25 protein-coding genes, 3 tRNA genes and 1 riboswitch are annotated in these 24,131 nt (G+C 30.2%); of the genes, 15 read left to right on the top strand and 13 right to left on the bottom strand.

The window, feature by feature from the left end:
• From FIA58_RS18985 to FIA58_RS18975, 3 genes are all read left to right on the top strand, one after another.
• A partial coding sequence (locus FIA58_RS18985; RefSeq protein ID WP_140964278.1) for a T9SS type A sorting domain-containing protein occupies window positions 1-1,539 on the top strand: 1,539 nt, incomplete at its 5' end.
• A gap of 115 nt (window positions 1,540-1,654) precedes the next feature.
• The gene (locus tag FIA58_RS18980) at window positions 1,655-1,813 is read left to right on the top strand and encodes a hypothetical protein (RefSeq protein WP_165928957.1); all 159 of its coding nucleotides are present in this window, start codon (window positions 1,655-1,657) and stop codon (window positions 1,811-1,813) included.
• A gap of 53 nt (window positions 1,814-1,866) precedes the next feature.
• Complete coding sequence (locus FIA58_RS18975; protein ID WP_140964277.1) at window positions 1,867-2,046, top strand: hypothetical protein; 180 nt, start codon at window positions 1,867-1,869, stop codon at window positions 2,044-2,046.
• Window positions 2,047-2,251: 205 nt separating this feature from the next.
• Here the strand turns inward: FIA58_RS18975 and dnaB are convergent, their stop codons facing one another.
• The 5 genes from dnaB to tgt all read right to left on the bottom strand — a co-directional run bounded on the left by dnaB (window position 2,252) and on the right by tgt (window position 8,151).
• A complete protein-coding gene (gene dnaB / locus FIA58_RS18970) occupies window positions 2,252-3,802 on the bottom strand; it encodes a replicative DNA helicase (RefSeq protein ID WP_140964276.1) in 1,551 nt (516 codons plus the stop codon).
• Window positions 3,803-3,955: 153 nt separating this feature from the next.
• Window positions 3,956-4,909, bottom strand: a complete 954-nt coding sequence (locus FIA58_RS18965; protein ID WP_140964275.1) for an acetyl-CoA carboxylase carboxyltransferase subunit alpha — start codon at window positions 4,907-4,909, stop codon at window positions 3,956-3,958.
• 50 nt (window positions 4,910-4,959) lie between these two features.
• Window positions 4,960-5,871: a DMT family transporter gene (locus FIA58_RS18960; RefSeq protein WP_140964274.1), complete on the bottom strand. Its 912-nt coding sequence runs from the start codon at window positions 5,869-5,871 to the stop codon at window positions 4,960-4,962.
• Window positions 5,858-6,937 carry an LptF/LptG family permease gene (locus FIA58_RS18955; RefSeq protein ID WP_140964273.1) on the bottom strand — a complete coding sequence of 360 codons (1,080 nt, stop codon included), beginning with the start codon at window positions 6,935-6,937 and terminating at the stop codon, window positions 5,858-5,860. The genes FIA58_RS18960 and FIA58_RS18955 overlap by 14 nt, the downstream gene beginning before the upstream one ends.
• A gap of 83 nt (window positions 6,938-7,020) precedes the next feature.
• On the bottom strand, window positions 7,021-8,151 hold the full coding sequence (gene tgt, locus FIA58_RS18950; RefSeq protein WP_140964272.1) for a tRNA guanosine(34) transglycosylase Tgt: 1,131 nt from the start codon (window positions 8,149-8,151) through the stop codon (window positions 7,021-7,023).
• Between the two features lie 176 nt (window positions 8,152-8,327).
• Between tgt and FIA58_RS18945 the strand changes: the two genes are divergently transcribed.
• The 4 genes from FIA58_RS18945 to FIA58_RS18930 all read left to right on the top strand — a co-directional run bounded on the left by FIA58_RS18945 (window position 8,328) and on the right by FIA58_RS18930 (window position 11,986).
• Window positions 8,328-8,627 carry a hypothetical protein gene (locus FIA58_RS18945; protein WP_140964271.1) on the top strand — a complete coding sequence of 100 codons (300 nt, stop codon included), beginning with the start codon at window positions 8,328-8,330 and terminating at the stop codon, window positions 8,625-8,627.
• Between the two features lie 9 nt (window positions 8,628-8,636).
• Window positions 8,637-10,019: an NAD-dependent succinate-semialdehyde dehydrogenase gene (locus FIA58_RS18940; protein ID WP_140964270.1), complete on the top strand. Its 1,383-nt coding sequence runs from the start codon at window positions 8,637-8,639 to the stop codon at window positions 10,017-10,019.
• A gap of 143 nt (window positions 10,020-10,162) precedes the next feature.
• On the top strand, window positions 10,163-11,011 hold the full coding sequence (locus FIA58_RS18935) for a transketolase (protein WP_140964269.1): 849 nt from the start codon (window positions 10,163-10,165) through the stop codon (window positions 11,009-11,011).
• 18 nt (window positions 11,012-11,029) lie between these two features.
• On the top strand, window positions 11,030-11,986 hold the full coding sequence (locus FIA58_RS18930) for a transketolase family protein (protein WP_140964268.1): 957 nt from the start codon (window positions 11,030-11,032) through the stop codon (window positions 11,984-11,986).
• Between the two features lie 71 nt (window positions 11,987-12,057).
• Here FIA58_RS18930 and FIA58_RS18925 read toward each other — a convergent pair whose 3' ends face one another.
• Window positions 12,058-13,008 carry an FKBP-type peptidyl-prolyl cis-trans isomerase gene (locus tag FIA58_RS18925; RefSeq protein WP_140964267.1) on the bottom strand — a complete coding sequence of 317 codons (951 nt, stop codon included), beginning with the start codon at window positions 13,006-13,008 and terminating at the stop codon, window positions 12,058-12,060.
• A 76-nt stretch (window positions 13,009-13,084) separates the two neighbouring features.
• On the opposite strand from FIA58_RS18925, the gene FIA58_RS18920 reads away from it, so the two are divergent.
• The 3 genes from FIA58_RS18920 to FIA58_RS18910 are packed head-to-tail and all read left to right on the top strand — an operon-like array spanning window position 13,085 to window position 14,543.
• On the top strand, window positions 13,085-13,474 hold the full coding sequence (locus FIA58_RS18920; RefSeq protein ID WP_140964266.1) for an RNA-binding S4 domain-containing protein: 390 nt from the start codon (window positions 13,085-13,087) through the stop codon (window positions 13,472-13,474).
• A complete protein-coding gene (locus FIA58_RS18915) occupies window positions 13,458-14,039 on the top strand; it encodes a methyltransferase domain-containing protein (protein WP_317167932.1) in 582 nt (193 codons plus the stop codon). The genes FIA58_RS18920 and FIA58_RS18915 overlap by 17 nt, the downstream gene beginning before the upstream one ends.
• Before the next feature lie 9 nt (window positions 14,040-14,048).
• Window positions 14,049-14,543, top strand: a complete 495-nt coding sequence (locus tag FIA58_RS18910; protein WP_140964265.1) for a phosphoribosyltransferase family protein — start codon at window positions 14,049-14,051, stop codon at window positions 14,541-14,543.
• On the opposite strand, the gene FIA58_RS18905 is transcribed toward FIA58_RS18910, so the two are convergent.
• Window positions 14,535-15,056 (bottom strand): shikimate kinase, encoded by a 522-nt coding sequence (locus FIA58_RS18905; RefSeq protein ID WP_243754707.1) that lies wholly within the window; start codon window positions 15,054-15,056, stop codon window positions 14,535-14,537. The two genes, FIA58_RS18910 and FIA58_RS18905, sit on opposite strands and share 9 nt — an antisense overlap.
• Window positions 15,057-15,185: 129 nt before the next feature.
• On the opposite strand from FIA58_RS18905, the gene FIA58_RS18900 reads away from it, so the two are divergent.
• The 3 genes from FIA58_RS18900 to FIA58_RS18890 all read left to right on the top strand — a co-directional run bounded on the left by FIA58_RS18900 (window position 15,186) and on the right by FIA58_RS18890 (window position 15,486).
• Window positions 15,186-15,258: transfer RNA gene (locus tag FIA58_RS18900), tRNA-Lys, on the top strand.
• 27 nt (window positions 15,259-15,285) lie between these two features.
• Window positions 15,286-15,358 (top strand) — tRNA-Lys (locus FIA58_RS18895).
• A gap of 45 nt (window positions 15,359-15,403) precedes the next feature.
• Window positions 15,404-15,486: transfer RNA gene (locus FIA58_RS18890), tRNA-Leu, on the top strand.
• A gap of 37 nt (window positions 15,487-15,523) precedes the next feature.
• On the opposite strand, the gene FIA58_RS18885 is transcribed toward FIA58_RS18890, so the two are convergent.
• The 4 genes from FIA58_RS18885 to FIA58_RS18870 are packed head-to-tail and all read right to left on the bottom strand — an operon-like array spanning window position 15,524 to window position 17,531.
• Window positions 15,524-16,051: a DUF4252 domain-containing protein gene (locus FIA58_RS18885; protein WP_140964263.1), complete on the bottom strand. Its 528-nt coding sequence runs from the start codon at window positions 16,049-16,051 to the stop codon at window positions 15,524-15,526.
• 11 nt (window positions 16,052-16,062) lie between these two features.
• Window positions 16,063-16,590 carry a DUF4252 domain-containing protein gene (locus tag FIA58_RS18880; RefSeq protein WP_140964262.1) on the bottom strand — a complete coding sequence of 176 codons (528 nt, stop codon included), beginning with the start codon at window positions 16,588-16,590 and terminating at the stop codon, window positions 16,063-16,065.
• Window positions 16,591-16,597: 7 nt separating this feature from the next.
• Window positions 16,598-17,035: a hypothetical protein gene (locus FIA58_RS18875; protein WP_140964261.1), complete on the bottom strand. Its 438-nt coding sequence runs from the start codon at window positions 17,033-17,035 to the stop codon at window positions 16,598-16,600.
• Window positions 17,016-17,531 (bottom strand): RNA polymerase sigma factor, encoded by a 516-nt coding sequence (locus FIA58_RS18870; RefSeq protein ID WP_140964260.1) that lies wholly within the window; start codon window positions 17,529-17,531, stop codon window positions 17,016-17,018. Before FIA58_RS18870 ends, FIA58_RS18875 begins: the two co-directional genes overlap by 20 nt.
• Before the next feature lie 184 nt (window positions 17,532-17,715).
• Here FIA58_RS18870 and FIA58_RS18865 point away from each other — a divergent pair, with 184 nt between their 5' ends.
• The gene (locus FIA58_RS18865) at window positions 17,716-19,143 is read left to right on the top strand and encodes a S41 family peptidase (protein ID WP_140964259.1); all 1,428 of its coding nucleotides are present in this window, start codon (window positions 17,716-17,718) and stop codon (window positions 19,141-19,143) included.
• Window positions 19,144-19,204: 61 nt separating this feature from the next.
• On the opposite strand, the gene FIA58_RS18860 is transcribed toward FIA58_RS18865, so the two are convergent.
• Together FIA58_RS18860 and FIA58_RS18855 are read right to left on the bottom strand one after the other, a co-directional pair.
• Window positions 19,205-20,275, bottom strand: coding sequence for a YncE family protein (locus FIA58_RS18860; RefSeq protein WP_140964258.1), 1,071 nt, complete (start codon window positions 20,273-20,275; stop codon window positions 19,205-19,207).
• Window positions 20,276-20,281: 6 nt separating this feature from the next.
• The gene (locus FIA58_RS18855; protein WP_243754706.1) at window positions 20,282-22,105 is read right to left on the bottom strand and encodes a TonB-dependent receptor plug domain-containing protein; all 1,824 of its coding nucleotides are present in this window, start codon (window positions 22,103-22,105) and stop codon (window positions 20,282-20,284) included.
• Between the two features lie 30 nt (window positions 22,106-22,135).
• A riboswitch (cobalamin riboswitch) is annotated at window positions 22,136-22,395 on the bottom strand.
• 87 nt (window positions 22,396-22,482) lie between these two features.
• On the opposite strand from FIA58_RS18855, the gene FIA58_RS18850 reads away from it, so the two are divergent.
• The gene (locus tag FIA58_RS18850) at window positions 22,483-23,994 is read left to right on the top strand and encodes a hypothetical protein (RefSeq protein ID WP_140964256.1); all 1,512 of its coding nucleotides are present in this window, start codon (window positions 22,483-22,485) and stop codon (window positions 23,992-23,994) included.
• The last annotated feature ends 137 nt before the right edge of the window (window positions 23,995-24,131 follow it).

The raw sequence follows: 24,131 nt of genomic DNA, 5'->3' as shown, positions 1-24,131 counted from the left end.
ATAAATGCTTCAACGGGTGCGATTGATGTTTCTGCATCAACTCCTGCAACTTATACAGTAACCTATACAACTGCTGGATCTTGTCCTAATAGTTCAAGTGTTTCTGTAACTATAAATACTTTACCAACTGTAACTTATACAGCTCTTGCAGATATATGTAATGATGCTGGTCTTCAAGCTGGTTTAGGTGGTGGAATGCCTTCTGGTGGTGTGTATTCTGGTGCCGGTGTAACTGATGATGGTAATGGACTTAGTTATTCTTTCGATCCTGTTACTGCTGGGGTAGGTGTTCACACAATTACTTATACTTTTACTAATGCTAATGGATGTACCAACTCTGCAAGTGATGATGTAGAAGTAACTGAAACTTCTGCTCCAATAATTGATGTAATAACAGTTAACATCACTGGAGAATGTTTTGATATAGGAGGTGTTTATGCTAATAATGGAATACTTAATGGTAAAAATAGTTATATAGCAACTTTCCCAGGTTTCCCAGGTGCAATCTCTTTTGATGGAGTTAAATGGGTATTACACATCATAGGAGATATTGCTGATACTGGTTTTGAAAACACAACAGTTCCAGCTGGATTGACACCTCCATTAACTGGATGGACACCCACACAATGTCTAAATGGAACTTTAGAAATTGAAATAGGAGTTTCTCTATGTGATGGAGCAATTGTAGATAATTTATCACAAATTACATCTGGTTCCAACTTATTATTTTATAATGTTGCAACAGGAGGTTCGTCTTTAAATAGCAATGATTTATTAGTTTCTGGTGATTACTATGTTTCTGATACTGCAAATGGATGTGAAAGTGACAGGACTATGTTTAGTGTTAATATAAAACCTACACCAAGTGCAACAACAATAACTGCATCTTCAACTGTTATTTGCTCTGGAGGAAGTGTTACTTTAACTTCGGCTTCAGCAAATGGAAATCTATGGTCAACTGGTGAAACTACACAATCAATCACTATAACATCAGCTGGTGATTACACTGTTTCTATACTTAATAACGGTTGTATTTCTAATTCATCAAATACTATAACAGTAACTGATGCGGCTCCAATTGATAATACTATTTCTGAAATGACAACTGGTATTTTAACTGCTAATGAAGCAGGTGCGTCTTACCAATGGTATGAGTGTCCTAACACTTTATTATCTGGTGAAACCAATCAAAATTTTGAGCCAACTGCTCTTGGTGATTACAAGGTAGAAATTACAGTTGGAACTTGTGTTGTGGAATCTGCTTGTTATACAGTGACTGCTTTAGATACAGAATCTTTTGATAACAAAGTTACATTTGTAATTTATCCGAACCCTACAAATGGATTATTAAACATAGATTCTAACTTTGATGGTGACTTTATTATTGTAAATCAATTAGGTCAAACTATTAAAAGTTTTAAAGTAAATGCTACTATCGAGAATGTTATTAACGTTGAAAATATGGCAGATGGTGTTTATTTCATAAAAGGTTCAAATGGAACACAAATAAAATCGCAAAGACTTATAATTAAAAAATAATTATTACTTTTAACTAACTAATCTAAAGAAGGATTGTTTTGAGGTTTCAAAACAATCCTTCTTGTTTTTTTAGAAAAAATTTAGATAATTGACTTATTAACCAAACTTATTTAAAATGAAAAGAAGAAATTTTGTTCAAAAACTAACTATATTCACTACTAGTTCATTAGTTTTATCAGGTTCCAATTTGTATGCCTTAGATGCTGATCCCGAAATTAAAAAACAAAACACGAGTATTGATTTAGCTTCATTAACTTTTAATGATAAAAAATAACTTTAAAAGGAAACTTTATAGATTCAGAAACATTTGAACCTATCAATTTTGCAGTGTTAAAGGCTAAATTTAAAAAAAATAGATTTTTTCCTTTATCAAAATCTATTGAATCTACAGATGGTTCTTATGTAATTCAAACTGGCTTTTCATCCAATGGAAATAAAATAAATGAAAAAGTTACCATTGAAGTCACCGCTACAGGCTATAATTTTTTTCAAGCGATTTCTATCTAACAACGAATGGTTGTAACGTACATAGTGACATTTGGGTGTACAATCCGAAATTCAAAATTGAGTATTGTCCTCAAAACAGTTCTAATGGTGATCACACCAATTCTACATTTGACTTTCATTTAGTTAAAAGTTAAAAAATCATTTTTAAACAAAAAAAGAGATTTCAATATTTGAAATCCCTTTTTTTATTATAAGTCTAGTTATATTAAAAAGGTACATCAGAATCATCCTCTTCATCTGAATTAAAATTACTTCCAAAAGCTTCATTTGGAGAAGGAAGATTTGGAGTTGTAAATGGATTTTGTTCATCCAAATTCATTTTAGAAGGTAAAGCATCAAAAGGAGAACTAAAATCATCCAAATTATCAAACTTACCTAAGTTTCCAATAAATTTTAATCTAATATTATCCAATCCACCATTACGGTGTTTTGCCACAATGAATTCTGCTTGACCTTGAGTTGGAGAACGTTCTTCATCGTCCCATTCATCAATTTTATAATATTCTGGTCTATAAATAAAAGATACAATATCAGCATCTTGCTCAATCGCACCAGATTCACGTAAATCAGACAACAAAGGTCTTTTACTAGAACCACGAGTTTCAACGGCACGCGATAATTGGGAAAGTGCAATTACAGGCACATTTAATTCTTTAGCTAACGCTTTTAAGTTTCTCGAAATAGTAGAAATTTCTTGCTCACGATTTCCTCCACCTTTTCCATTTCCACCTGCTGTCATTAACTGAAGATAATCAATTACTATCATCTTAATTCCATATTGAGAAGACAAACGTCTTGCTTTGGCACGCAAATCAAAAATGGATAATGAAGGAGTATCATCTATAAACAAAGGGGCTTTTTCTAAATCTTTTACCTTAATAGAAAGCTGTTCCCACTCATGTTTTTCTAATTTACCAGTTCTCAATTTTTCCGAAGATAATCCTGTTTCTGACGAAATTAAACGAGTAATTAACTGAACAGAAGACATCTCTAGAGAGAAAAAGGCAACAGGAGCACCATAATCAATAGCCATATTTCTAGCCATAGATAATGTGAAAGCTGTTTTACCCATACCTGGACGAGCCGCAACAATAATTAAATCGGACGGTTGCCAACCTGATGTTAATTTATCTAAGTCATGAAAACCAGTTGGAACCCCACTAAGTCCTTCTTTTCCTGCAATTTCTTCAATACGTTTTTTAGCTTGGATTACTAAACTTTGTGCTGTTTCAGAACTCCTCTTTATATTTCCCTGCGTAACTTCATAAAGTTTTGATTCTGCTTTGTCTAATAAATCAAAAACATCAGTACTTTCATCATATGATTCTTCAATAATTTCGCTAGAAATCTTAATCAAACTTCTTTGGATAAATTTTTGTAAAATAATTCTGGAGTGAAATTCAATGTGAGCTGAAGATGATATTTTTTGGGTTAACTGAATTAAATAAAAATCGCCACCAGCTAAGTCTAACTTTCCATTCTTTTTTAATTGAGCTGAAACTGTCAATAAGTCTATTGGTTGTGTATCATTAAATAATTCAACAATAGCTTCAAAAATATGTTTATGAGATTCTTTATAAAAAGCATCAGGTTGCAAAATATCGATTACTTCATCAACTCCTTTTTTATCAATCATCATTGCACCAATAACTGCTTCTTCTAAATCAATAGCTTGAGGGGGAAGTTTCCCTTTTTCCAAGTTAATTATAGTGGTTTTATCAACCTTTAATGGGCTACTACTTCTGATATTTTCCATGGCGCGAAGTTAACCAAATTTTAATTGTTTTTATAATTCTAATTGTTAATACATGTATGTTAAAAAGCTGTTCATAACATGATAATTTTGTTTATAACACAAAAAAAATCCGAAACAATTAAGCTTCGGACTTAAATTTGAAAATAAAATGAATTATTCTTTGAATTCACCCATTTTACTATATTTATCCATTCTATTCATTATCAAGTCTTCTGTTGATAACTCTTTTAATTCATTGTAAGCTTTAATAATATATTTTTCAACTGTTTTAAAAGTTGTCTCTCTATCTTGATGAGCACCTCCTAGAGGTTCAGGAATAATATCATCTACTAATTTTTGCTTTTTCATGTCAATAGCAGTCAATTTTAAAGCTTCAGCTGCTTGCTCCTTATATTCCCAACTTCTCCACAAAATAGAAGAACAAGATTCTGGAGAAATAACTGAATACCAAGTATTTTCTAACATAAAAACTTTATCTCCTACTCCTATTCCTAATGCTCCACCAGAAGCACCTTCTCCTACAATTACTGTAATGATAGGTACTTTTAAACGAATCATTTCAAAAATATTTCTAGCAATTGCTTCTCCTTGCCCTCTTTCTTCAGCTTCAAGTCCTGGATAAGCTCCTGGAGTATCTACTAAAGTAATAACAGGAATGCCAAATTTTTCAGCCATTTTCATTAAACGGAGAGCCTTTCTATATCCTTCTGGATTTGCCATTCCAAAATTACGATATTGACGTGTTTTAGTATTGTAGCCTTTTTGTTGACCAACTATCATAAAAGATTGTCCGTCTATTTTCCCAAGTCCACCTACCATAGCCTTATCATCTTTAAAGCCTCTATCTCCAAAAAGTTCTAAAAAAGTATCTCCACATAAAGCCTTAATATGATCCATTGTATATGGACGATTAGGGTGTCTTGACATTTGAACACGTTGCCAAGCTGTCAAATTTTTATATATACTTTTCTTCGTTTCTGCTAATTTTTTCTCAATTTGTTTACATGTTTGAGTAACATCAACTTCAGATTCTTGACCTATGATAACACACTTATCTAACTGGTCTTCAAGTTCTTTTATTGGTAATTCAAAATCTAAATATTCCATTGGACTAAATTTTGGTTTTAGTTTGTTATTACAAAGATAAAATTTTCAAATTAATTAACGTTGAATTGACTTTGTTTTAGTTTTCTTTTTTTATAATTTTTCACAACTCCGTTAGCAATAACAGTTGTAAGTATAATTGCTGCTCCAACATAAAACATCGAATTCATATGTTCAGATTCACTAAAAATAAGTAATGCTAAGACAATTCCATATATAGGTTCTAAATTAATAGTTAACATAACCGTGAAAGGACTTAATATTTTCATCACTTTTACAGATGCAGAAAAAGCATATGCAGTACAAATCGATGATAACACTAAAAGCCACAAAAAATCATTTAAAGAAAGTGAGAAAAATTGAGTATCAAACTTTTCTGTAAAAAACAGTATAATGCTCAAAAAAAACACTCCAATTCCTAATTCATAAAATGAAATAATATTCGCCTCATATTCTTTTGCATATTTACCATTAATTACTGAAAATAAAGCAGAAAGAAAAGCAGAAGTAATCGCTAAATAAATGCCGTTTTTATATTGTGTTTCCACGTCAAAAATTATACTAAGCCCTATAATAGTTATTATTCCAAACAAGACTTCATATCCTACAATTTTTCTTTTATACAAAACAGGCTCTATTAGTGATGCAAAAAATGCTCCTGTTGATAAACAAGCTAATGTAATTGATATATTAGAAACTTTTATAGCTTCATAAAAAGTGTACCAATGAGAAGCTATTATAATTCCTGATAATGCAAATCCTACAAAAGTTTTTAAGGGTATTTTTAAAGATTGTTTTTTAATACAGATATAACCAATTATAAAAACTGTTGCAAAAAACATTCTATACCAAACCAATTCCAAAGCTTCTAAAGAAATTAACTTTCCTAAGATAGCTGTAAACCCCCAAATGAAAACAATAAAATGGAGATGTAAATAATTTTTTAAGTAACTAGCGTTTTGCATTGCGAAGTAAATAAAAGGCTAATAGACCAAAAACAATATTAGGAATCCAAACTGCTAATAATGGAGAGAAATCTGAATTTTCAGCAATCGTTCCAAATACCTTATCAAAAAAGATAAATGTAAAAGCTATTACTATTCCTATAGCTAAATTCACACCCATTCCACCTCTTCTTTTCATAGAAGAAACTGCAACAGCAATTATTGTTAAAATGAAAGCAGAAACAGGCAAACTATATTTCTTATAAAGCACTACTAAATAAGCATTTATCCTTGTATTTCCTTTTTTCTTTTCTTTATTAATAAATGTATATAACTCTCCAATTGTCATTGTTTCAGCTATGTAAAAAACCGGAGTTAATTCATCAGGTTCAAAATTAAACTTTACAATTTTTTTATCTATCGATTCTAAGACATCATTGTTTTTTCCTACTGATCGTTTTATATAATTAAATAACGAATATTTCTTTGTTTTTTCATCATACTTAATTCTATTGGAATTAATTTTTTCAACTAATTTATTTCCATTGAATTTTTCGTAAGTAAAATTAAAACCTGTTTTAGACAAAAAATTATAATTACTTATGTAAATGTATTCACCATCTCCTATTTGTCTAAAAATATCAGAAGTTTCCATTGTTTTATAACCTCCTCCTCTTAAATAGGCATTTCTAAAATCTAAAAATCCTTTACTCGCTTTTGGTACTAAGAAAAACCCCATTAACAAAGCAAAAATACAAACGATAGAAGCTCCCATTAAAAAAGGCCTTAAGAAACGTTTGAAAGAAATTCCAGAGCTTAATATGGCAATAATTTCTGTATTATTGGCTAACTTTGAGGTAAACCAAATAACCGATAAAAAGAGAAATATTGGAAATAATAAATTAGCAAAATAGATAATAAAATCCCCATAATAAACAACAATTTCATCAAAGGGAGCTTTTCTTTCAATCATTCTATTTACCTTTTCAGAAACATCAATTACTATTCCAATAGGAATAAATAAAAGTAACATTACTGAAAATGTAATTAGATATCTTTTTAAAATATACTTATCTATTAACTTCATTGCTGAATTTAGAATTTAGAATTTAGAAATTAGAAATAAAAAGTTATATCAACTTTACTACTTCAGAAATCTAATTTCAGAGTTTATAATCGTTGACTCATTTGTATTACCATTTTATCTTTCCACTCTCTAAAAGTTCCTGCTAAAATTTGTCTTCTAGCTTCTCTTACTAACCACATATAAAATCCTAAATTATGAATAGTTGCTATTTGTTTACCAAGATATTCATTAGCTGCAAATAAATGTCTCAAATAAGCTTTTGAATACTCCATATCTACCCAAGTATGATTCATTTCATCAATTGGGGAAAAATCAGCCTCCCATTTCTTGTTTTTTATATTAATTGATCCATGAGCAGTAAATAACATTCCGTTTCTTGCATTACGTGTTGGCATAACACAATCAAACATATCAATTCCTAAAGCAATATTTTCTAAAATATTAATTGGAGTACCCACACCCATTAAATACCTTGGTTTATCCTCAGGTAAAATAGCAGTTACTACTTCGGTCATAGCATACATTTCTTCAGCAGGTTCTCCTACTGACAAACCACCAATTGCATTTCCTTGTGCTCCTGCATTAGCAATATATTCTGCAGATTGTTGTCTTAAATCTTTATAGGTACTTCCTTGAACAATAGGAAAGAAAGTTTGTTCATAACCGTATTTAAAAGGCAATTTTTCTAAATGTGTTGTACATCTATCTAGCCAACGATGTGTCATATGCATAGAGCGTTTTGCATAACGATAATCACAAGGGTAAGGAGTACACTCATCAAATGCCATAATGATATCTGCCCCTATAGTTCTTTGTATTTCCATCACATTTTCTGGAGAAAAAAAATGATATGAACCATCAATATGAGATTTAAATTTCACTCCTTCTTCTTTAATTTTTCTATTAGAAGAAAGTGAATATACTTGATAACCACCAGAATCAGTAAGGATATTTCTATCCCAATTCATAAATTTATGTAATCCTCCAGCTTTTTCTAAAATATCAGTTTGTGGCCGTAGATACAAATGATAAGTATTTCCTAGAATAATATCTGGATTAATATCGTTTTTTAATTCTCTTTGATGCACTCCTTTAACAGAAGCTACTGTTCCAACAGGCATAAAAATAGGAGTTTCTATCACTCCATGATCTGTTGTCATTTTTCCTGCTCTTGCTTGGCTTTTAGTATCTTTACTTAATAATTCAAACTTCATATAAAAATTTTACTCGACAAATATAAATGTTTTCCAAACGATGATTTATAATTTATTATATTATTTAACAGATAAATATTTAAAAACCATACTAATTATAGAACTTTTAATTAAAAAGATGTAACATAAATAAGTTAAAAATAAAGAACTTTGTGTAATAATCTAAAACAAAAATTATGAAAAATTCAAAAAAACCAAAAGAAGCAACAATAGAATCAAAATTAAAAGCGACGAACTATCCTGCATCTGAAGACATTTATAATAAAAACAAAGAAGAAAAAGAGTTAAATCCTGAAGACATTTCAAAAAAGAAATCTAATAAAATTAGCATTGGAAAAATGAATGAAAAATCATTTGAAGATGTAAAAACTGGAGTAGACTTAGATGTTCCTGGTGCAGAATTAGATGATGTACAAGAAAATATTGGAAGTGAAGACGAAGAAAACAACTACTACAGTCAAGCAGATACTAAATAAAACATAAACATGTCAATCAAATCAATAAACCCATATACGCTAGAAGTGTTAAAGTCATATGATGAAATGACTAACAAAGAAGTTGATGCAGCTATTACTAAAGCACACACAACTTATCAAAATTGGAAAACAAAAACTTTTGAAGAAAAAGCAACTGTTTTAAATAAAGTAGCTGCAATTCTCCGTTTAAGAAAAGCAGAATTATCAAAATTAATAACCTTAGAAATGGGTAAATTAATTGCTCAAGCAGAAAGCGAAATTGAATATGCTGCTTCTATTTTCGAATATTATGCTAAAAATGGAGAAGAATTTCTTAAAGATGAAAAATTAGAAGTTGAAAAAGGTGAAGCATTTATTAGAAAAAACTCTTTGGGGGTTTTATTAGGCGTTGAGCCATGGAATTTCCCTTTTTATCAAGTAGCTCGTTTTGCTGCACCAAATATAATGATAGGTAATACCATTTTATTAAAACACGCTTCCAATGTCCCTCAATGTGCAAAGTCTATAGAAGACATTTTTAAAGAAGCTGGAGCTCCATCTGGCTTGTATACTAATCTTTTTATTCGCGGTTCAAAAATCACTAAATTAATAGCCGACAAAAGAATACAAGGTGCTTCTTTAACAGGTAGCGAAAAAGCAGGTTCAGAATTAGCTATGATGGCAGGAAAATATATTAAAAAATCAGTATTAGAACTTGGTGGTAGTGATGCTTTTATCGTTTTAGAAGATGCAGATATTGACAGAACAGTAAATCTTGCTATTTTAGGTAGAACTATTAATAATGGTCAAAGTTGTATTGCTTCGAAACGTTTTATAGTAGTAGAAAAAGTAGCAAATGAATTTTTAACCAAATTTAAAGCAAAAATGAGTGCTTTACAAATAGGAGACCCAATGCATCCTGAAACTCAACTTGGTCCACTTTCTAGTGAAGACGCTTTAAAAACCATTTTAGAACAAGTAAACCAAGCTGTTTCAGAAGGAGCGAAAATTGAAGTTGGTGGTAAAAGAGCAACTATTAAAGGTGCCTTCATGGAACCAACTATTATCTCTAATATTACTTCAAAAATGGAATTATACCAAGAAGAACTTTTTGGACCAGTGGCTAGTTTTTATGTTGTTAAAAATGAAGAAGAAGCAATTGCATTAGCAAATGATACTGAATTTGGCTTAGGAGGCTCTATTTATACAAAAGATTTAGAAAAAGCTAAAAAATTGGCAAACCAAATTGATTCTGGAATGGTTTTTATTAATCATCCCACAAAATCATCCATAGAACTGCCTTTTGGAGGAACTAAAAGATCAGGTTATGGTAGAGAATTATCACCATTAGGTATTGACGAATTTGTCAATAAAAAACTTATTAGAGTGCTCAGCGAAGAAGAAAAACTATAAAACTCAAAACAATTCATTTAAAAAAACATCTTACTAGTTAGTAAGATGTTTTTTGTAGATAACTTTTCAAAAGTCAATAAATATCTGTAGAAGTTAATAATAATAATCTACTTATATTTGTGCTTTTAAATTTTAACATTAAAATGAAACCAAACACACAACAACTACAAGAATTAACAGTTCAAGTAAGAAGAGACATTTTACGAATGGTACATGCTGTAAATTCTGGACATCCAGGAGGCTCTCTTGGCTGTACCGAATTTTTAGTAACACTTTATCAACACCTTATGACTAGAAAAGAAGGTTTTGATATGGATGGAATTAATGAAGACGTGTTCTTCTTATCTAATGGTCATATTTCTCCTGTATTTTATAGTGTTTTAGCAAGAAGTGGCTATTTTCCTGTTAGTGAGTTAGCTACTTTTAGATTATTAAACTCTAGATTACAAGGACATCCAACTACTCATGAAGGATTACCTGGAATCAGAATGGCTTCAGGATCTTTGGGACAAGGCCTAAGTGTAGCTTTAGGAACTGCTCAGGTAAAAAAATTAAACAAAGACTTAAATTTAGTATACACCCTTCATGGTGATGGTGAATTACAAGAAGGACAAAATTGGGAAGCTATTATGTATGCGTCTGCCAAAAAAGTAGACAATCTAATTGCAACTGTTGATGTTAATGGAAAACAAATTGACGGAACAACTGATGAAGTTCTTTACATGGGAAGTTTAAAAGCAAAATTTGAAGCTTTTGGATGGGATGTTTTAGAAATTAAAGAAGGTAATAATATTGAAGCTATTGTAGCTGGAATGACAGATGCTAAATCTAGAACAGGCAAAGGAAAACCAGTTTGTGTATTATTGTATACAGAAATGGGTAATGGTGTAGATTTTATGATGCATACGCATGCTTGGCACGGAAAAGCTCCAAATGATGAACAATTAGCAAATGCATTAGCTCAAAATCCAGTAACATTAGGTGACTATTAATCTTCCAACAAAATGAAAATGAAAAAATATACAAATACAGGAAATAAAGACACACGTTCTGGTTTTGGTGCAGGACTTACGGAACTTGGTCAAAAAAATGAAAATGTTGTAGCACTTTGTGCTGACTTAATTGGCTCTCTAAAAATGGATGATTTCAAAAAAAATCATCCTGAACGCTTTTTCCAAGTAGGAATTGCTGAAGCGAATATGATGGGAATTGCTGCTGGTATGACTATTGGAGGTAAAATCCCTTTTACAGGAACTTTTGCTAATTTTTCTACAGGTAGAGTGTATGACCAAATTCGTCAATCTATAGCTTATTCAGATAAAAATGTAAAAATTTGTGCTTCTCATGCTGGATTAACCTTAGGAGAAGATGGAGCAACACATCAAATTCTAGAAGACATCGGTTTAATGAAAATGTTACCAGGAATGGTAGTTATTAATCCTTGTGATTATAACCAAACCAAAGCGGCTACAATTGCTATTGCTGACCATCATGGACCAGTTTATTTACGTTTTGGACGTCCTAGCGTAGCCAATTTTACTCCTGAAAATGGAGAGTTTATCATTGGAAAGGCAATTCTATTAAATGAAGGTACTGATGTAACTATTGTAGCAACAGGTCATTTGGTTTGGGAAGCTATAATTGCTGCTGAAAAACTAGAAGAAAAAGGTATTTCTGCTGAAGTGATTAACATCCACACTATTAAACCTTTAGATGAAGAAGCTATTTTAAAATCAGTAGCTAAAACAGGTTGTATTGTTACAGCAGAAGAGCATAACATCTTAGGAGGTCTAGGAGAAAGCGTTGCTAGAACATTAGTTTCCAACAATCCTATTCCACAAGAATTTGTGGCTGTAAATGATAGTTTTGGAGAAAGTGGAACACCTGCTCAATTAATGGAGAAATACGGCTTAAATGCAGAAGCAATAATTAGCGCAGCTGAAAAAGCTATAAATAGAAAACAATAAACATAAACTTTCTATTGATACAAAAAAAAATGCCCAATAATTAAGTTGGGCATTTTTTTGTATTTTATTATTTAATGACAGGCACTATCTAAATGTTTTTTTATTGATCCCGAATTACAAAAAGGAATAGTATCAAATGAATAGTAAGTTATATTTCCATTACCATCATTAGTCTGAATAATTTCTGTTTTAGTTACAACTCCATCACCATCATCATCAACATCTAAAAAATTAGGAATTCCATCTCCATCAGAATCATCATTAAAATAATCTCCATCTTGATTTAAATCTTCATTATTACTTTTTACTCTATCTCTATCGTGATCATTTTCTTTACGAGAAAATAATTTAATCTGAAAAGCAATTGGATTATACGCTTTACTTCCAATTGTAGAACTAAAATAAGCTAAACCTGAAGGAATAAAAACCAAAACATTACCGTAATCATTGTGGGTTATTGTTCCATCTCCATTAACCGTAGAAGACGCCTCCGTTTTAATTGCAGACAAAACTTGTCTAAATCCAGAAATAGAAAGCGGATCAAACTGACTTGTTTGAGGATAAGTAAACCAAATTCCTTGATTATTTTGATCAAAAATTTCATTTTCAAAATCCCAACCTTTGTAAGCTGTAAAAGTTGAATCAACCTGTGTAGGTCTAACACCACCTCCTTCGTTTAAAACAACATAATACAATTTATAATCTACAACATCAGTCGATGCACCATTTGTTAAATTAGACACCCTTAAATCATTTTTAACCATCAATGATTGTAATGGATAAGTTGTATTATCCCAAATTGAAGTTTGTGTACCATCAATTTCTTCAACAGTTGCATTTAAATCCCCATCCACTATTAGATAATTTGATTTCAAATAATCTTCAATCTCTGCAATATTTTCATCATAGACTTCTTGTCTGTCTCTTAAAACAATATCATCAACAGATGAATTATTTTTATTACAAGAAATAGAAACTACAAGTAGCACTAAAAAAAAACTAACTCTTAAAATATTCTTCATTTTCATAAAAATTTGAGCCGCAAGATACAATTTTCCTTTATTTTTGTATAAAAATTAACATTGATTTTTGATTAAAATGAGAGTAGATAAGTTTTTATGGTGCACAAGATATTTCAAAACGCGAAACATAGCTGCCGAATCGATTAAAAAGGGTCATGTTTCTGTAAATGGACAAGTGGCTAAAGCTTCAAGGGAAGTGTATCCTACTGATAAAATTGTATTAAGAAAAGATCAAATCAATTATCAGTTTACAATTTTAGACATTCCGCCTAATAGAGTTGGAGCTAAATTAGTAGATATTTACAGAAAAGACACTACACCTGATGAAGCTTTTGCTCATTTAGAATTACTAAAACTTAGTAAAGAATATTACAGAGCAAAAGGAGAAGGAAGGCCTACAAAGAAAGACAGGAGAGACATTGACGATTATACAACAGATATTGATTTTGATGATGAATCTAAATAAGGAATATTGGGAAAACCGATACCAAAACGAGGATACTAGCTGGGATACTGGCTCAATTACTACACCATTAAAAGAATATATAGATCAAATTAAAAATAAGGATCTAAAAATACTAATTCCAGGTGCAGGAAATAGTTACGAATTTGACTACCTAATAGCAAATGGGTTTAAAAATGTTTATGTGATTGATATTTCATCACATCCAATAAACAAGTTACGTTCTAAAAACCCTAAATTTGAGAAACAAATCTTGATAGGTGATTTTTTCAAACACAAAGGAGCATATGATATTATTATTGAACAAACTTTTTTTTGTGCTTTAGATCCTACTCTTAGAAACAATTACATAACTAAAATGAATGATCTATTAAAACCAAAAGGAAAAATAGTTGGTTTACTTTTCAATTTTCCTTTATCTAGTGAAGGACCTCCTTTTGGAGGTAGTATAGACGAATACCAAAATTCTTTTTCTAAGTTATTCACGACCAAGATTCTTGAAAAAGCATATAATTCAATAAAACCACGTTTAGGAAGAGAACTCTTCTTTATCTTTGAAAAAAAATAATTTCACAACATGCAAAATATAATTTTAACTCATAAAGAAATAGAGCACAAGATAAAACGAATTAGTTATCAAATTTTTGAAACTTTCGTAGATGATAAAGAGGTAATTATTGCTGGCATTTCTAAAAGCGGTTTTATTTTGGCAAAAAAAATAGCAACCGAATTAGAAACAATTTCTGATTTAAAAGTCCTTTTATGTGAAGTTCATATTAATAAGCAAAATCCTCAAGAAACAATTACTACCTCAATTAGTAGCGAAACCTATAAAAACAAAGCATTAATTTTAGTTGATGATGTTTTAAGTTCTGGCACAACTTTAATATACGGTGTAAAGCATTTCTTAGAAGTGCCTTTAAGCAAATTTAAAACTGCGGTACTTGTAGATAGAAATCATAAAAAATACCCTGTAAAGGCCGATTTTAAAGGTTTATCATTATCTACATCATTACAAGAGCACATTCAAGTTATTTTTGAAGAGAACAACAGTTATGCTTACTTAAGCTAGTTTTATTTTTTGTTCTATCTCCTCTACTGTTATTTCAATTGATTTATTATCAATTGAAATAACTTGCTTTGATTGCAAATAATAATAACTTCTATCAAAAATATGTTTTCTAATATATTCTTCTAATTCATTTTCAGTTAAATTTGCTATTAAAGGACGATTCTCTTTTTCTTTAATTAATCTACTCGTTAGTGTTTCTATAGAACCTTTCAAATAGAAAGAACATATATCTTCTTGATAAAAAATCTCATGATTATTTGCGTAACAAGGAGTACCTCCACCTAATGCTAAAATAAATCCATCTGTTTTACTAATAAAATTTTTAAAAATAAAGCTCTCTATTTTTCTAAAATAAACCTCTCCTTTAGTTTCAAAAATTTTTTTTATTGTCTCTTTTTCGGATTTTTGAATTATTTCATCTAAATCGTAAAAGGGAATTCCTACATTTTTTGAGAGTTCTTTCCCAATTGTAGATTTACCTGACCCCATATAACCCACTAAAATTATTTTCATGATTTAATAATTCCTTTAAAATTAAGTAGTTAAAAAATAAATTAAAAAAAAAGACAAATTTATAAGAAAAAACCATTGGAAAATAAATTTTAGTTAATATATTTGCACCCGCATTCAAGGAAACAAAATGACTTGGTAGCTCAGTTGGTAGAGCACATCACTTTTAATGATGGGGTCCTGGGTTCGAGCCCCAGCCAGGTCACTAATTTTTTATCCTAAGCAATGCATCGACTTGGTAGCTCAGTTGGTAGAGCACATCACTTTTAATGATGGGGTCCTGGGTTCGAGCCCCAGCCAGGTCACAAGCAAAAAGTTATTCGTTTTTTCGAATAGCTTTTTTTGTTTAAGGCCATGTGGAGAAACGGTAGACTCGCCATCTTGAGGGGGTGGTGCTCGAAAGGGCGTGAGGGTTCAAATCCCTCCATGGTCACTTATAAACACAAAAAAAGTCCCATATGGGACTTTTTTTAATTCATAAAACTTTTCAAAGGCTTGAGTTGTTCTAAATTGAGGTTTGCCTTTTGCATTAAACTCACCAAACTCATTATTTGACTTGGATTCATGTCATTTCCTAAGATACGAACCACTGCAAACCCATTCTCTTTTCCAGTAGCAAATAAAACAAACTCATCTATATGCTCTTCTTCTCCTACAAAATAAATTGCTCCACCATTATTTCCGGAACCCATTCTCATTAATTCCTGATATTTTTCTGATTTTAATATCTCTTTCACTTTTTTACTTTCTAAGGTATATTTTTCTTCATTTAAAGAATCCTTTTTAAAAGCAATAATATTCATTTTTTCAAAAGACTTTAAAACTTCTTTATCTTCTTTTGACAAAGTCATTTTTTCAGTATTAATAATCGACGAACCTAAATCAAGAGCAATAAAATCTGGAGATTCTGAATTATCTACAAAATATTTTTGCAAACTTGGCTCATTGGAACAACTAAAAAGAAAAAATGAAAGAATAATTACTATATATGACTTCATATTTTAAAAATTTACTTTTTAGATACTTTTTTCAATTCTTTTCCTCCTGGTAAACTCATTTTCTCAGTCAAAGCGGAAATTTCGTCTAAATTAAAATTACCCGTTAAAGACAAAACAATCGCTTGATTATCTTTATCACCTGGAGACTCGATAAACATCAACAATTCTCTTACAATATTTTCTGAAGCCCCAGACTTAACATAAATATTCACCTTCTTACCATCATCATTAACACGCATTAATTCTTCCAAAGGATTCGATTTTAAATAACTTGTAACAGTACCCTTCATATCTCCTGCTAACTTTACATTATCAGTAATAAAAACCTTCAAATTATCTAGTTTTTTTAATAAATCCATATATTGCTGAGCCTCTTTATCTTTAGTATCAACCTTAACCTTACTCATCAACTCAAACATTTTTTTATTTACAATAACAGTTGTAACTCCATCTTTATCTTCATATTTATCAAATACTGATTGTGAAAATATTACAGAGGTAAATGCTATAAATACTATACTTAAAATTAATTTTTTCATCTCTTTTTTATTTAAAAATTGTTTTTTTTGTTTTTTCATACTCTTTTAAAATAGCAACTCCTTCTACTCCTTGATTTACTTCTTCTGAAAGCATTTCAAGAGCTTTTTGAGTTTCTACAAATGCTTCTTCAGGACTTGAGTAGGTTCCTAAATTTTGTTTTGAATTCTCATTATTAAAATAATTTATTGTTCCAAAAAGAACAACAATTGCTGCAGCAACACCTATCCACTTTACATACGATTGTTTTTTAGCTTGTAATGGTAGGGCTTTAGTAAATTGTTCTCTTTTTTGATTTTCAAAATAACCAAACAACGGTTTGTACTGAACCAAATGCGGGGCTACATTGTTTGAAGAAAAATAGGCCTTTAATTGTTTTTCTTCAGCAATACTTGAAGTACCCTCCAAATATTTATCTATTAGTATTTCAGCTACTTTTAATTCCATAATTGTGTTTTTCTAACAACTTCTCTCTTATCGTTTTTCTAGCTCTTGAAAGTGCTACTCGTATAGCAGTTTCATTCATATCTAAAACAGAAGCTATTTCATTAAATTCATATTCTTCTATATCTCTCATTTGAACAATGATTTTTTGTTGTTCAGGTAAATTGTCTATTATTTTTTCTACCCAACTCCAACTATCACTATCTTCAACCTGTTTATCTACACCTGGAGCATTGTCTCCATAATTACTATGTACTAATTGCAAATTTGATGCTCTTTTCGATTTCAATTGATCTAAACAATAATTCTTAGTCATTGTCATTGCCAAAGCTTCCACGCTATTGTACTTCTCTAAACCATCATTTTTATTCCATAATCGCACCAAAACTTCTTGAGTAGCATCTTCAGCCTCTTCAACACTAACCAATAATCGTTTGGCTACTCTGAAAATTTTATCTTTAAAAGGAGATATCATATGTAAAAACTCCTGTTGTTTCATTTTAATTAGCTTGTTTAAAGTATAGACGAATGTAAATTAATTTTGTTACATTAAAAAATAAGCTTATTTTTATTTAATAATTTTTCAATGCTATGAAATCATATTTAGAAATCAGGTGTATACTACTAACCTGACACTAATTAATGCGCCAATTATAGGATTTAAAAAATAAATTCGCTGTAATATGAAAAAGAAACTATTTTTACTCTCAGTATTATTCATTTTAATATTATCTACATTTAGTTGTGGAGATGATTATGATGACTTTCCTCAAAGCAGTTCTGTTAATGACTTCATTTGGAAAGGATTGAACCAGTACTACTATTGGCTACAAGATTCCCCTGACTTGGCCGATAATCGATTCTCTACAAATTCTGAATATCAAACATTCTTGAATTCCTATTCTCCACCTGAAAACTTATTTGAGCATTTGCTTGTTGACAGACAAACAGATCGTTTTAGTGTTATTTATTCAGATTATACGGCTTTAGAACAAGCTTTATCAGGAACACAAAAAAATAACGGAGTAGATTATGAACTGAGATATAAAAACGGTAGTTCTACTGAAATTTTTGGCTGGGTACGATATATTTTACCAGGGTCAGATGCCGCTTTAAAAAGCATTCAAAGAGGTGATTTTTTCTATGCTGTAAATGGCACTTCTTTAACTGTTGATAATTATAGAAATTTATTAGCAAATGATACTTATACTTTAAATTTAGCAGATTATGATAGTGGTAATATTACTCCTAATGGAAACACTGTAACCTTAACAAAAACTGCTTTTTCAGAAAACCCAGTACATATTAAAAAAACTTTTACAGTAGGCACAAAAAAAATAGGCTACTTAATGTACAATGGTTTTTATTCGCAATATGAATCCGAACTGAATGATGCATTTGTTTATTTTGCTTCAGAAAATGTTACACATTTAATATTAGATTTAAGATACAATTCTGGAGGCTCTGTTAATACTGCTACAAGATTAGCTAGCATGATTACTGGACAATTTGGCACTGATATTTTTGCCAAACAACAATGGAACAACAAACTTCAATCCATTTTAGATCCTGAAGATTTATTAAATAGATTTACAAGTACTTTAGGAAATGGAAGTAGTTTACAAAACTTAAACTTAGACAAACTTTATGTTTTAACTTCTAAAAGAACAGCTTCAGCAAGTGAATTGGTAATCAACGGACTGGAATCTCATATTAATGTAACTCAAATAGGTGATGCAACCACTGGAAAAAATGTAGGTTCTATAACTTTATATGATTCACCTAATTTTAGAAAAGAAAACGTAAATCCTAATCATAAATATGCTATGCAACCTATTGTTTTAAAAATTGCAAATAAAAATAACTTTAGTGATTACGTGAATGGCTTACAACCAGATGTAAATCAAATTGAAGATTTAGCTAATTTAGGCATGTTAGGTGAGACAAGTGATCCTTTATTAAACACAGCTTTAAATTATATAGACACTAACGGAAAGCTAGCTATTCCAGAACCTCAACACAACTTTAGACATTTTGAAGATAGTAAGTCCATTGTCCCTTTTGGAAACGAGATGTACTTAGAAACTATTCCAGATTTTAATATAAACTAGATCCAATTTAAAAACGCTCCTCTTAGAGGAGCATTTTTATTATTTTATTATCTATAAATTATTAATTATTAAAATAAATTCCAGAAGGAGAAACTCCTACTATAAAACTATTCAATAAAGTTCCAGTTAAAGAATATGCGTAAACTTCACCATTCGAACTATAATCTTTTGCGTCACCAATGTAAATCTTATCATTATTTACGGCAAAACTATATATACCATAAGCTCCTTGATTTTCTGTACTAAACAACTCTGCATTAGGTAATTCAACATCACTTAGTCCCATCTTGTAAATTTTAGAATCTATTGTATAATAAAAATTATTTGATTCAAAATCTAAATTAGAAGGATGTACCATACCATTGAAAACCTTTGATTCTGTTGTGTTGTCTAAAATGTTTATTTTTACCAATTCTCCAGTTGTTTCAGTTGCAGACCAACTTGGAGCTCCACCACATAAGACATATAGTGAATTATCTACCAATTCTAATGAATTAGGAACATCACCTACTGTAACTGAAACAACACTATTATTAGAAAGATCAATTACTGAAACACTATTTCCTTGACCATAACCACCTTTATGAGCGACATATAGCTTGTTGTTATTATGTAAAATTCTCTCTGGTCCTTCAACAACTGGAATAGTAGAAGAAACGACATAATTAGTCAAATCTACAACAGCAATATAATCGTCTGTTGTTGATCCACCATCGCCCCAGTTTGTAACATATCCCTTTCCATTAGCAAAAGTGATATATCTAGGGTTAATTAATCCACTACTTATAGTTGCTACATGAATCATCGTATAACGATCTACTACTTCTATTTTTTGAGAATTATTCAAAACAATAAAAGCTAAATTATTATAAAAGCCTATATCTTGACCCGTATCTCCTAATGCTAATGCTGTATTAACAGTGTTAAAAACATTGTTTTTTACAATTGAAAAATCGTTTGACACAAAAGAGATTTCACTATTATCTGTCCCAAAGTTACCTTCATTCAAAACAATAATTCCATTTTCGTAAGCTCCTAACGCTTCTTCTCTAGTCACATCATCATCACTACTACACGAAAAAAATAATGTAGAAGATATAAAAGCTAATAAATACAGTTTTTTTAATTTCATCTTTTTTTAAAAATTAAGGGTTAAATTGATAGTATAATTTCGACCTGGCATAGGTCTGGATAATAAATTTTGATAGGGTCTATTCTCTAAATTGAATACTTGAAAAGTAAGTATCGTTTTTATTTTAGTCCTTATAGTGTAATCCATAGACAGGTTAGATATTCCATATTCTTTGAGTTTATAAAAATTATCTGACGATGTAAATACCTCTCCATTAAACACATATTGATAATTCAGACTAAAAGAAGCAATATTAACTCCTAACGAAGAAGTAAATTTATGATACGGTACATAAATGAGTTGCTTTTCAGTAATTTCATTGGTAGACTTAGTATAGGTGTAGTTCCCATTCAGATCTATTCTAACTGCATTTATTTTTTTTTCCCAATTTAAACTTGTTTCTAATCCATAAATACTTACTAAATCCGTATTTTCTGGTCTCCAGATTCCGAATTCATTTGGAACCCATCTCAACATATCTTTTAAATCTGTTTTAAATCCAGTGATCCTTAGTTCGAAATTTTTATAGGTAATACCATTATTCACTTCATACTGCAAAGAATGTTCAGGATTTAAATCAGGGTTTCCAGAACCTTCCCAATACAAATCATTAAAAGTTGGAATTCTAAAATTTTTAGAAAAATTAGCATTCACACTATAAAATTTAAACGGACTATACTTCACTCCTATAGAATACAATAAAGGGCTTTTATAATTAGAAGTAATCTCTTTTCTAACTCCAATTTCGTAATCTACTTTCTTTAGTAACGAATGCTTAAACAAAATACTTAGTGAGGAAATATTTCTTTTTGTTTCAGAAACATTTGTTCCTATTCCTCTATTTTGAATATGACTAACAATTGGATTTATTTTTATATTTTCTGAAATTTTATAAAACAAATCATACTTCAAAATAAGACTTTTTACTTCTCCATAAGAAAACAAGTCGCTTTCTTTATTTTCAAAATATTTATATTTCTCTGTCAAATAAGCAACCTGACTACTTGATATAAAAGATTTACCTTCATATTTCCATTCTAATAAGTTTCTAGTGTTATAATCTTCATACTTACTTCTCGATGGAGAAGCAATTGTGCCTGAAAAAAATTTTTCTCCATCAAAAAAATGAGTTGCAAATTTCAACGTATTTTTAGTATTTATTTTATAACCAAATAAAGTACTGAAACTGTTATTCTCATAACTTCCGTTCTCATTTTTTTTATTATATCCTAGATACTCATAATCATTCTCCGATTGATTTCTAGAAAAATTCACATTAGCTGAAATTTTATCTGACCCAGCATTTAATTTGTAATGAATTCCTTTCGTATCATAACTTCCATAATTTAAACGCACCGTATTTGAAAATTTTTCTTCAAAATCTAAATAGGAATTTAAATGAATAGTACCTCCAATAGCTCCACTTCCATAAACAACACTTCCTCCTCCTGCTCTAACAGCAATAGAATTAAAATCGAAACTATTTATAGTATTAAAATCGGTTTGCCCATTAAACTGAGAATTGATATTTATACCATTCCAAATTACTGCTGTTTGCTGCGAAGTTGTTCCTCTGAAAGATGCAGAAGAAGTCATTCCTTTACCATATTCCTTAAAATAAATAGTTGTGTTATTTCTTAACAATTCTGTTAAAGAAGTAGGGTTTCTTTGTATAACACTATCAGACAGCTTTATAATAGAATTGGTTAAAGAAAATGCTTTAAGTTTATTATCTATTAAGACAACCTCCTTTAATTTAAGTATAGAGTCTTGCTGCGAAAACACATTAAAAACAAAAATAAATGAACAGAACACCAATAGTTTTTTCATAATCATTACAACTTTTTTTCCCGAAAGTTTGTTACTCAATGAAGTAAGGCAGGTCTCCTGGCTTGCGTCTTGTTATTCACCTTCCCATTTTTAAAGTTAGAAGTAGGAATTTAGAAGTAACATACTTTCTAAATTCTAAGTTCTACATTCTAAATTATCAACAGTGGTTATGTAGATAATAACAAGCTTTATAGCTTACAGTTGCGGGTACAGCTTAGGCATTTCACCTAATTCCCTTTTAATGTTGTTTTGAAAATTCAGAAACAACAACCAAAATTCGAGTGCAAAGGTAGATTTTTTTTGTAGTTAAAAATAAAAAATATTGTTTTTATTTAATACTTTAAAAGTATATTTTTGTAAAAAATAAACTAACAATAATGAACAATACAATAAGTTTTAAATTAATACTTGTATTAGCTTTTTTAGGAATTTTTAACATCCTAAATGCGCAACAAAACTTCACGAATTCAGTAACCATATCTGAGGATTTAAATGGTTATAATTGGCCAACACTAGAAGTACATGGTTTTGGAGGACCTATTGATGATAACAATGCACATCCTGTTATAAATTTCGTAAGAAAGAACGGTACAATTAACGCTCCCAGTTTTACAAAAAATGGAGATGTAATTGGTGTATTGGGTTTTGCTGGATTTGATGAAACTAATATTATTCATAATATAAGAATCAGCGCCTATGCCTTGAGCGACTATACAAACGGTAATTATGCAAATCGCTTAGATTTTCAAGTAGGTGGAAATGCTACTTGCTGTGGAGAAACGAGAATGTCTATTAATGGTGTTACTGGTAATGTAGGTATTGGCACAACAACCCCTACAACTGCATTAGATGTAATTGGGAATATTAAAACAACTGAAAATTTTCTTTTTGGTAACTCACACCTAAACAACGATCAAGGAGGTGCTGTTGTATTAAATTCGACTTCAGGAACATCAACACCTTATCTTGATTTTAATACATTTGGAGAAACTGATTACTTTACTTCAAGAATTACAATATTACCTCCTCAACAATATACAAACAACGAATCTAAACTTACTATTTTAGGGAATAGCACTTTAACTCTTCAAAGAGGAGTAGAATTTTTGCATTCATCTTATGAAAATGGATTTGGTTCTAAAATTTATGGGACTGATAACGGTAACGGAAGTACAAGTCTAAGATTTGGCATTAGAAATAATACAAATACATTTACTGATGCTATGGTTATTAGAACTGATTATGGAAATATAGGAATAGGAACTGACAACCCAGGAGGTAAATTAGACATCAACTTTGGTGGCTGGGGAAGTATTCCTAGAGTAGTATTCAAATCAGTTAGTGATAATCCTGGGATAAATTTTTATAGACCAACTGGAAATGGAACAACTGCCTATCCTTGGAGAATTGAAGAAAATCTTGGTGTTCTTGAATTCCAAACAGGTGATTTTGCTAATATTGGCTCTGAAACATTCGTAAGAAAGTTTTACCTAGACAATAATAAAGCTTTTTTTAAAGATAATGTAGGCATAGGAACTGAAAATCCAGATTCAAAACTAACTGTTAAAGGAAGTATTCATGCAGAAGAAGTGAAAGTAGATTTAGCTATTGCTCCTGATTATGTTTTTGAAAAATATTATGATGGTTATTCCGCTTTAAAGAATGAGTACAAAATGCCAACATTACAAGAAGTAGAAGCTTATACAAAAGAAAACAAACACTTACCAGAAGTACCTTCTGCACAAGAAATTAAAGATAATGGTTTAAAACTAGGAGAGATAAATGCTATTTTACTTCAAAAAGTAGAGGAACTAACACTTTACTTAATTGAACAAAACAAAGAAATTGAAAAACTGAAAACGAAAGTTGACGAATTATCAAAAAAATAACAAAAAAAAAGTCCCTTTCGGGACTTTTTTTTATACATCAATTATTTCTTTTTCTTTTTTCTCATTTTACGCACTAAAATAATAACACCAATAATCACATGAATAGCAATTATTGTATAAAGTGCAGCCATAAATTC

Origin of the sequence: Flavobacterium jejuense (genome assembly GCF_006491595.2) — a bacterium.
Classification (GTDB): Bacteria; Bacteroidota; Bacteroidia; order Flavobacteriales; family Flavobacteriaceae; genus Flavobacterium; species Flavobacterium jejuense.
The sequence above is the reverse complement of the archived record's forward strand: the minus strand, read 5'-3'. Positions and strand labels throughout refer to the sequence as shown.

What these genes read in the sequence shown, in the direction of transcription:
- FIA58_RS18980 (WP_165928957.1), top strand. Translation starts at nt 1,655, where the DNA reads ATGAAAAGAAGAAATTTTGTTCAAAAACTAACTATATTCACTACTAGT.
- dnaB (WP_140964276.1), bottom strand. Translation starts at nt 3,802, where the DNA reads ATGGAAAATATCAGAAGTAGTAGCCCATTAAAGGTTGATAAAACCACT.
- FIA58_RS18965 (WP_140964275.1), bottom strand. Translation starts at nt 4,909, where the DNA reads ATGGAATATTTAGATTTTGAATTACCAATAAAAGAACTTGAAGACCAG.
- FIA58_RS18960 (WP_140964274.1), bottom strand. Translation starts at nt 5,871, where the DNA reads ATGCAAAACGCTAGTTACTTAAAAAATTATTTACATCTCCATTTTATT.
- FIA58_RS18955 (WP_140964273.1), bottom strand. Translation starts at nt 6,937, where the DNA reads ATGAAGTTAATAGATAAGTATATTTTAAAAAGATATCTAATTACATTT.
- tgt (WP_140964272.1), bottom strand. Translation starts at nt 8,151, where the DNA reads ATGAAGTTTGAATTATTAAGTAAAGATACTAAAAGCCAAGCAAGAGCA.
- FIA58_RS18945 (WP_140964271.1), top strand. Translation starts at nt 8,328, where the DNA reads ATGAAAAATTCAAAAAAACCAAAAGAAGCAACAATAGAATCAAAATTA.
- FIA58_RS18940 (WP_140964270.1), top strand. Translation starts at nt 8,637, where the DNA reads ATGTCAATCAAATCAATAAACCCATATACGCTAGAAGTGTTAAAGTCA.
- FIA58_RS18935 (WP_140964269.1), top strand. Translation starts at nt 10,163, where the DNA reads ATGAAACCAAACACACAACAACTACAAGAATTAACAGTTCAAGTAAGA.
- FIA58_RS18930 (WP_140964268.1), top strand. Translation starts at nt 11,030, where the DNA reads ATGAAAAAATATACAAATACAGGAAATAAAGACACACGTTCTGGTTTT.
- FIA58_RS18925 (WP_140964267.1), bottom strand. Translation starts at nt 13,008, where the DNA reads ATGAAGAATATTTTAAGAGTTAGTTTTTTTTTAGTGCTACTTGTAGTT.
- FIA58_RS18920 (WP_140964266.1), top strand. Translation starts at nt 13,085, where the DNA reads ATGAGAGTAGATAAGTTTTTATGGTGCACAAGATATTTCAAAACGCGA.
- FIA58_RS18915 (WP_317167932.1), top strand. Translation starts at nt 13,458, where the DNA reads ATGATGAATCTAAATAAGGAATATTGGGAAAACCGATACCAAAACGAG.
- FIA58_RS18910 (WP_140964265.1), top strand. Translation starts at nt 14,049, where the DNA reads ATGCAAAATATAATTTTAACTCATAAAGAAATAGAGCACAAGATAAAA.
- FIA58_RS18905 (WP_243754707.1), bottom strand. Translation starts at nt 15,056, where the DNA reads ATGAAAATAATTTTAGTGGGTTATATGGGGTCAGGTAAATCTACAATT.
- FIA58_RS18885 (WP_140964263.1), bottom strand. Translation starts at nt 16,051, where the DNA reads ATGAAGTCATATATAGTAATTATTCTTTCATTTTTTCTTTTTAGTTGT.
- FIA58_RS18880 (WP_140964262.1), bottom strand. Translation starts at nt 16,590, where the DNA reads ATGAAAAAATTAATTTTAAGTATAGTATTTATAGCATTTACCTCTGTA.
- FIA58_RS18875 (WP_140964261.1), bottom strand. Translation starts at nt 17,035, where the DNA reads ATGGAATTAAAAGTAGCTGAAATACTAATAGATAAATATTTGGAGGGT.
- FIA58_RS18870 (WP_140964260.1), bottom strand. Translation starts at nt 17,531, where the DNA reads ATGAAACAACAGGAGTTTTTACATATGATATCTCCTTTTAAAGATAAA.
- FIA58_RS18865 (WP_140964259.1), top strand. Translation starts at nt 17,716, where the DNA reads ATGAAAAAGAAACTATTTTTACTCTCAGTATTATTCATTTTAATATTA.
- FIA58_RS18860 (WP_140964258.1), bottom strand. Translation starts at nt 20,275, where the DNA reads ATGAAATTAAAAAAACTGTATTTATTAGCTTTTATATCTTCTACATTA.
- FIA58_RS18855 (WP_243754706.1), bottom strand. Translation starts at nt 22,105, where the DNA reads ATGAAAAAACTATTGGTGTTCTGTTCATTTATTTTTGTTTTTAATGTG.
- FIA58_RS18850 (WP_140964256.1), top strand. Translation starts at nt 22,483, where the DNA reads ATGAACAATACAATAAGTTTTAAATTAATACTTGTATTAGCTTTTTTA.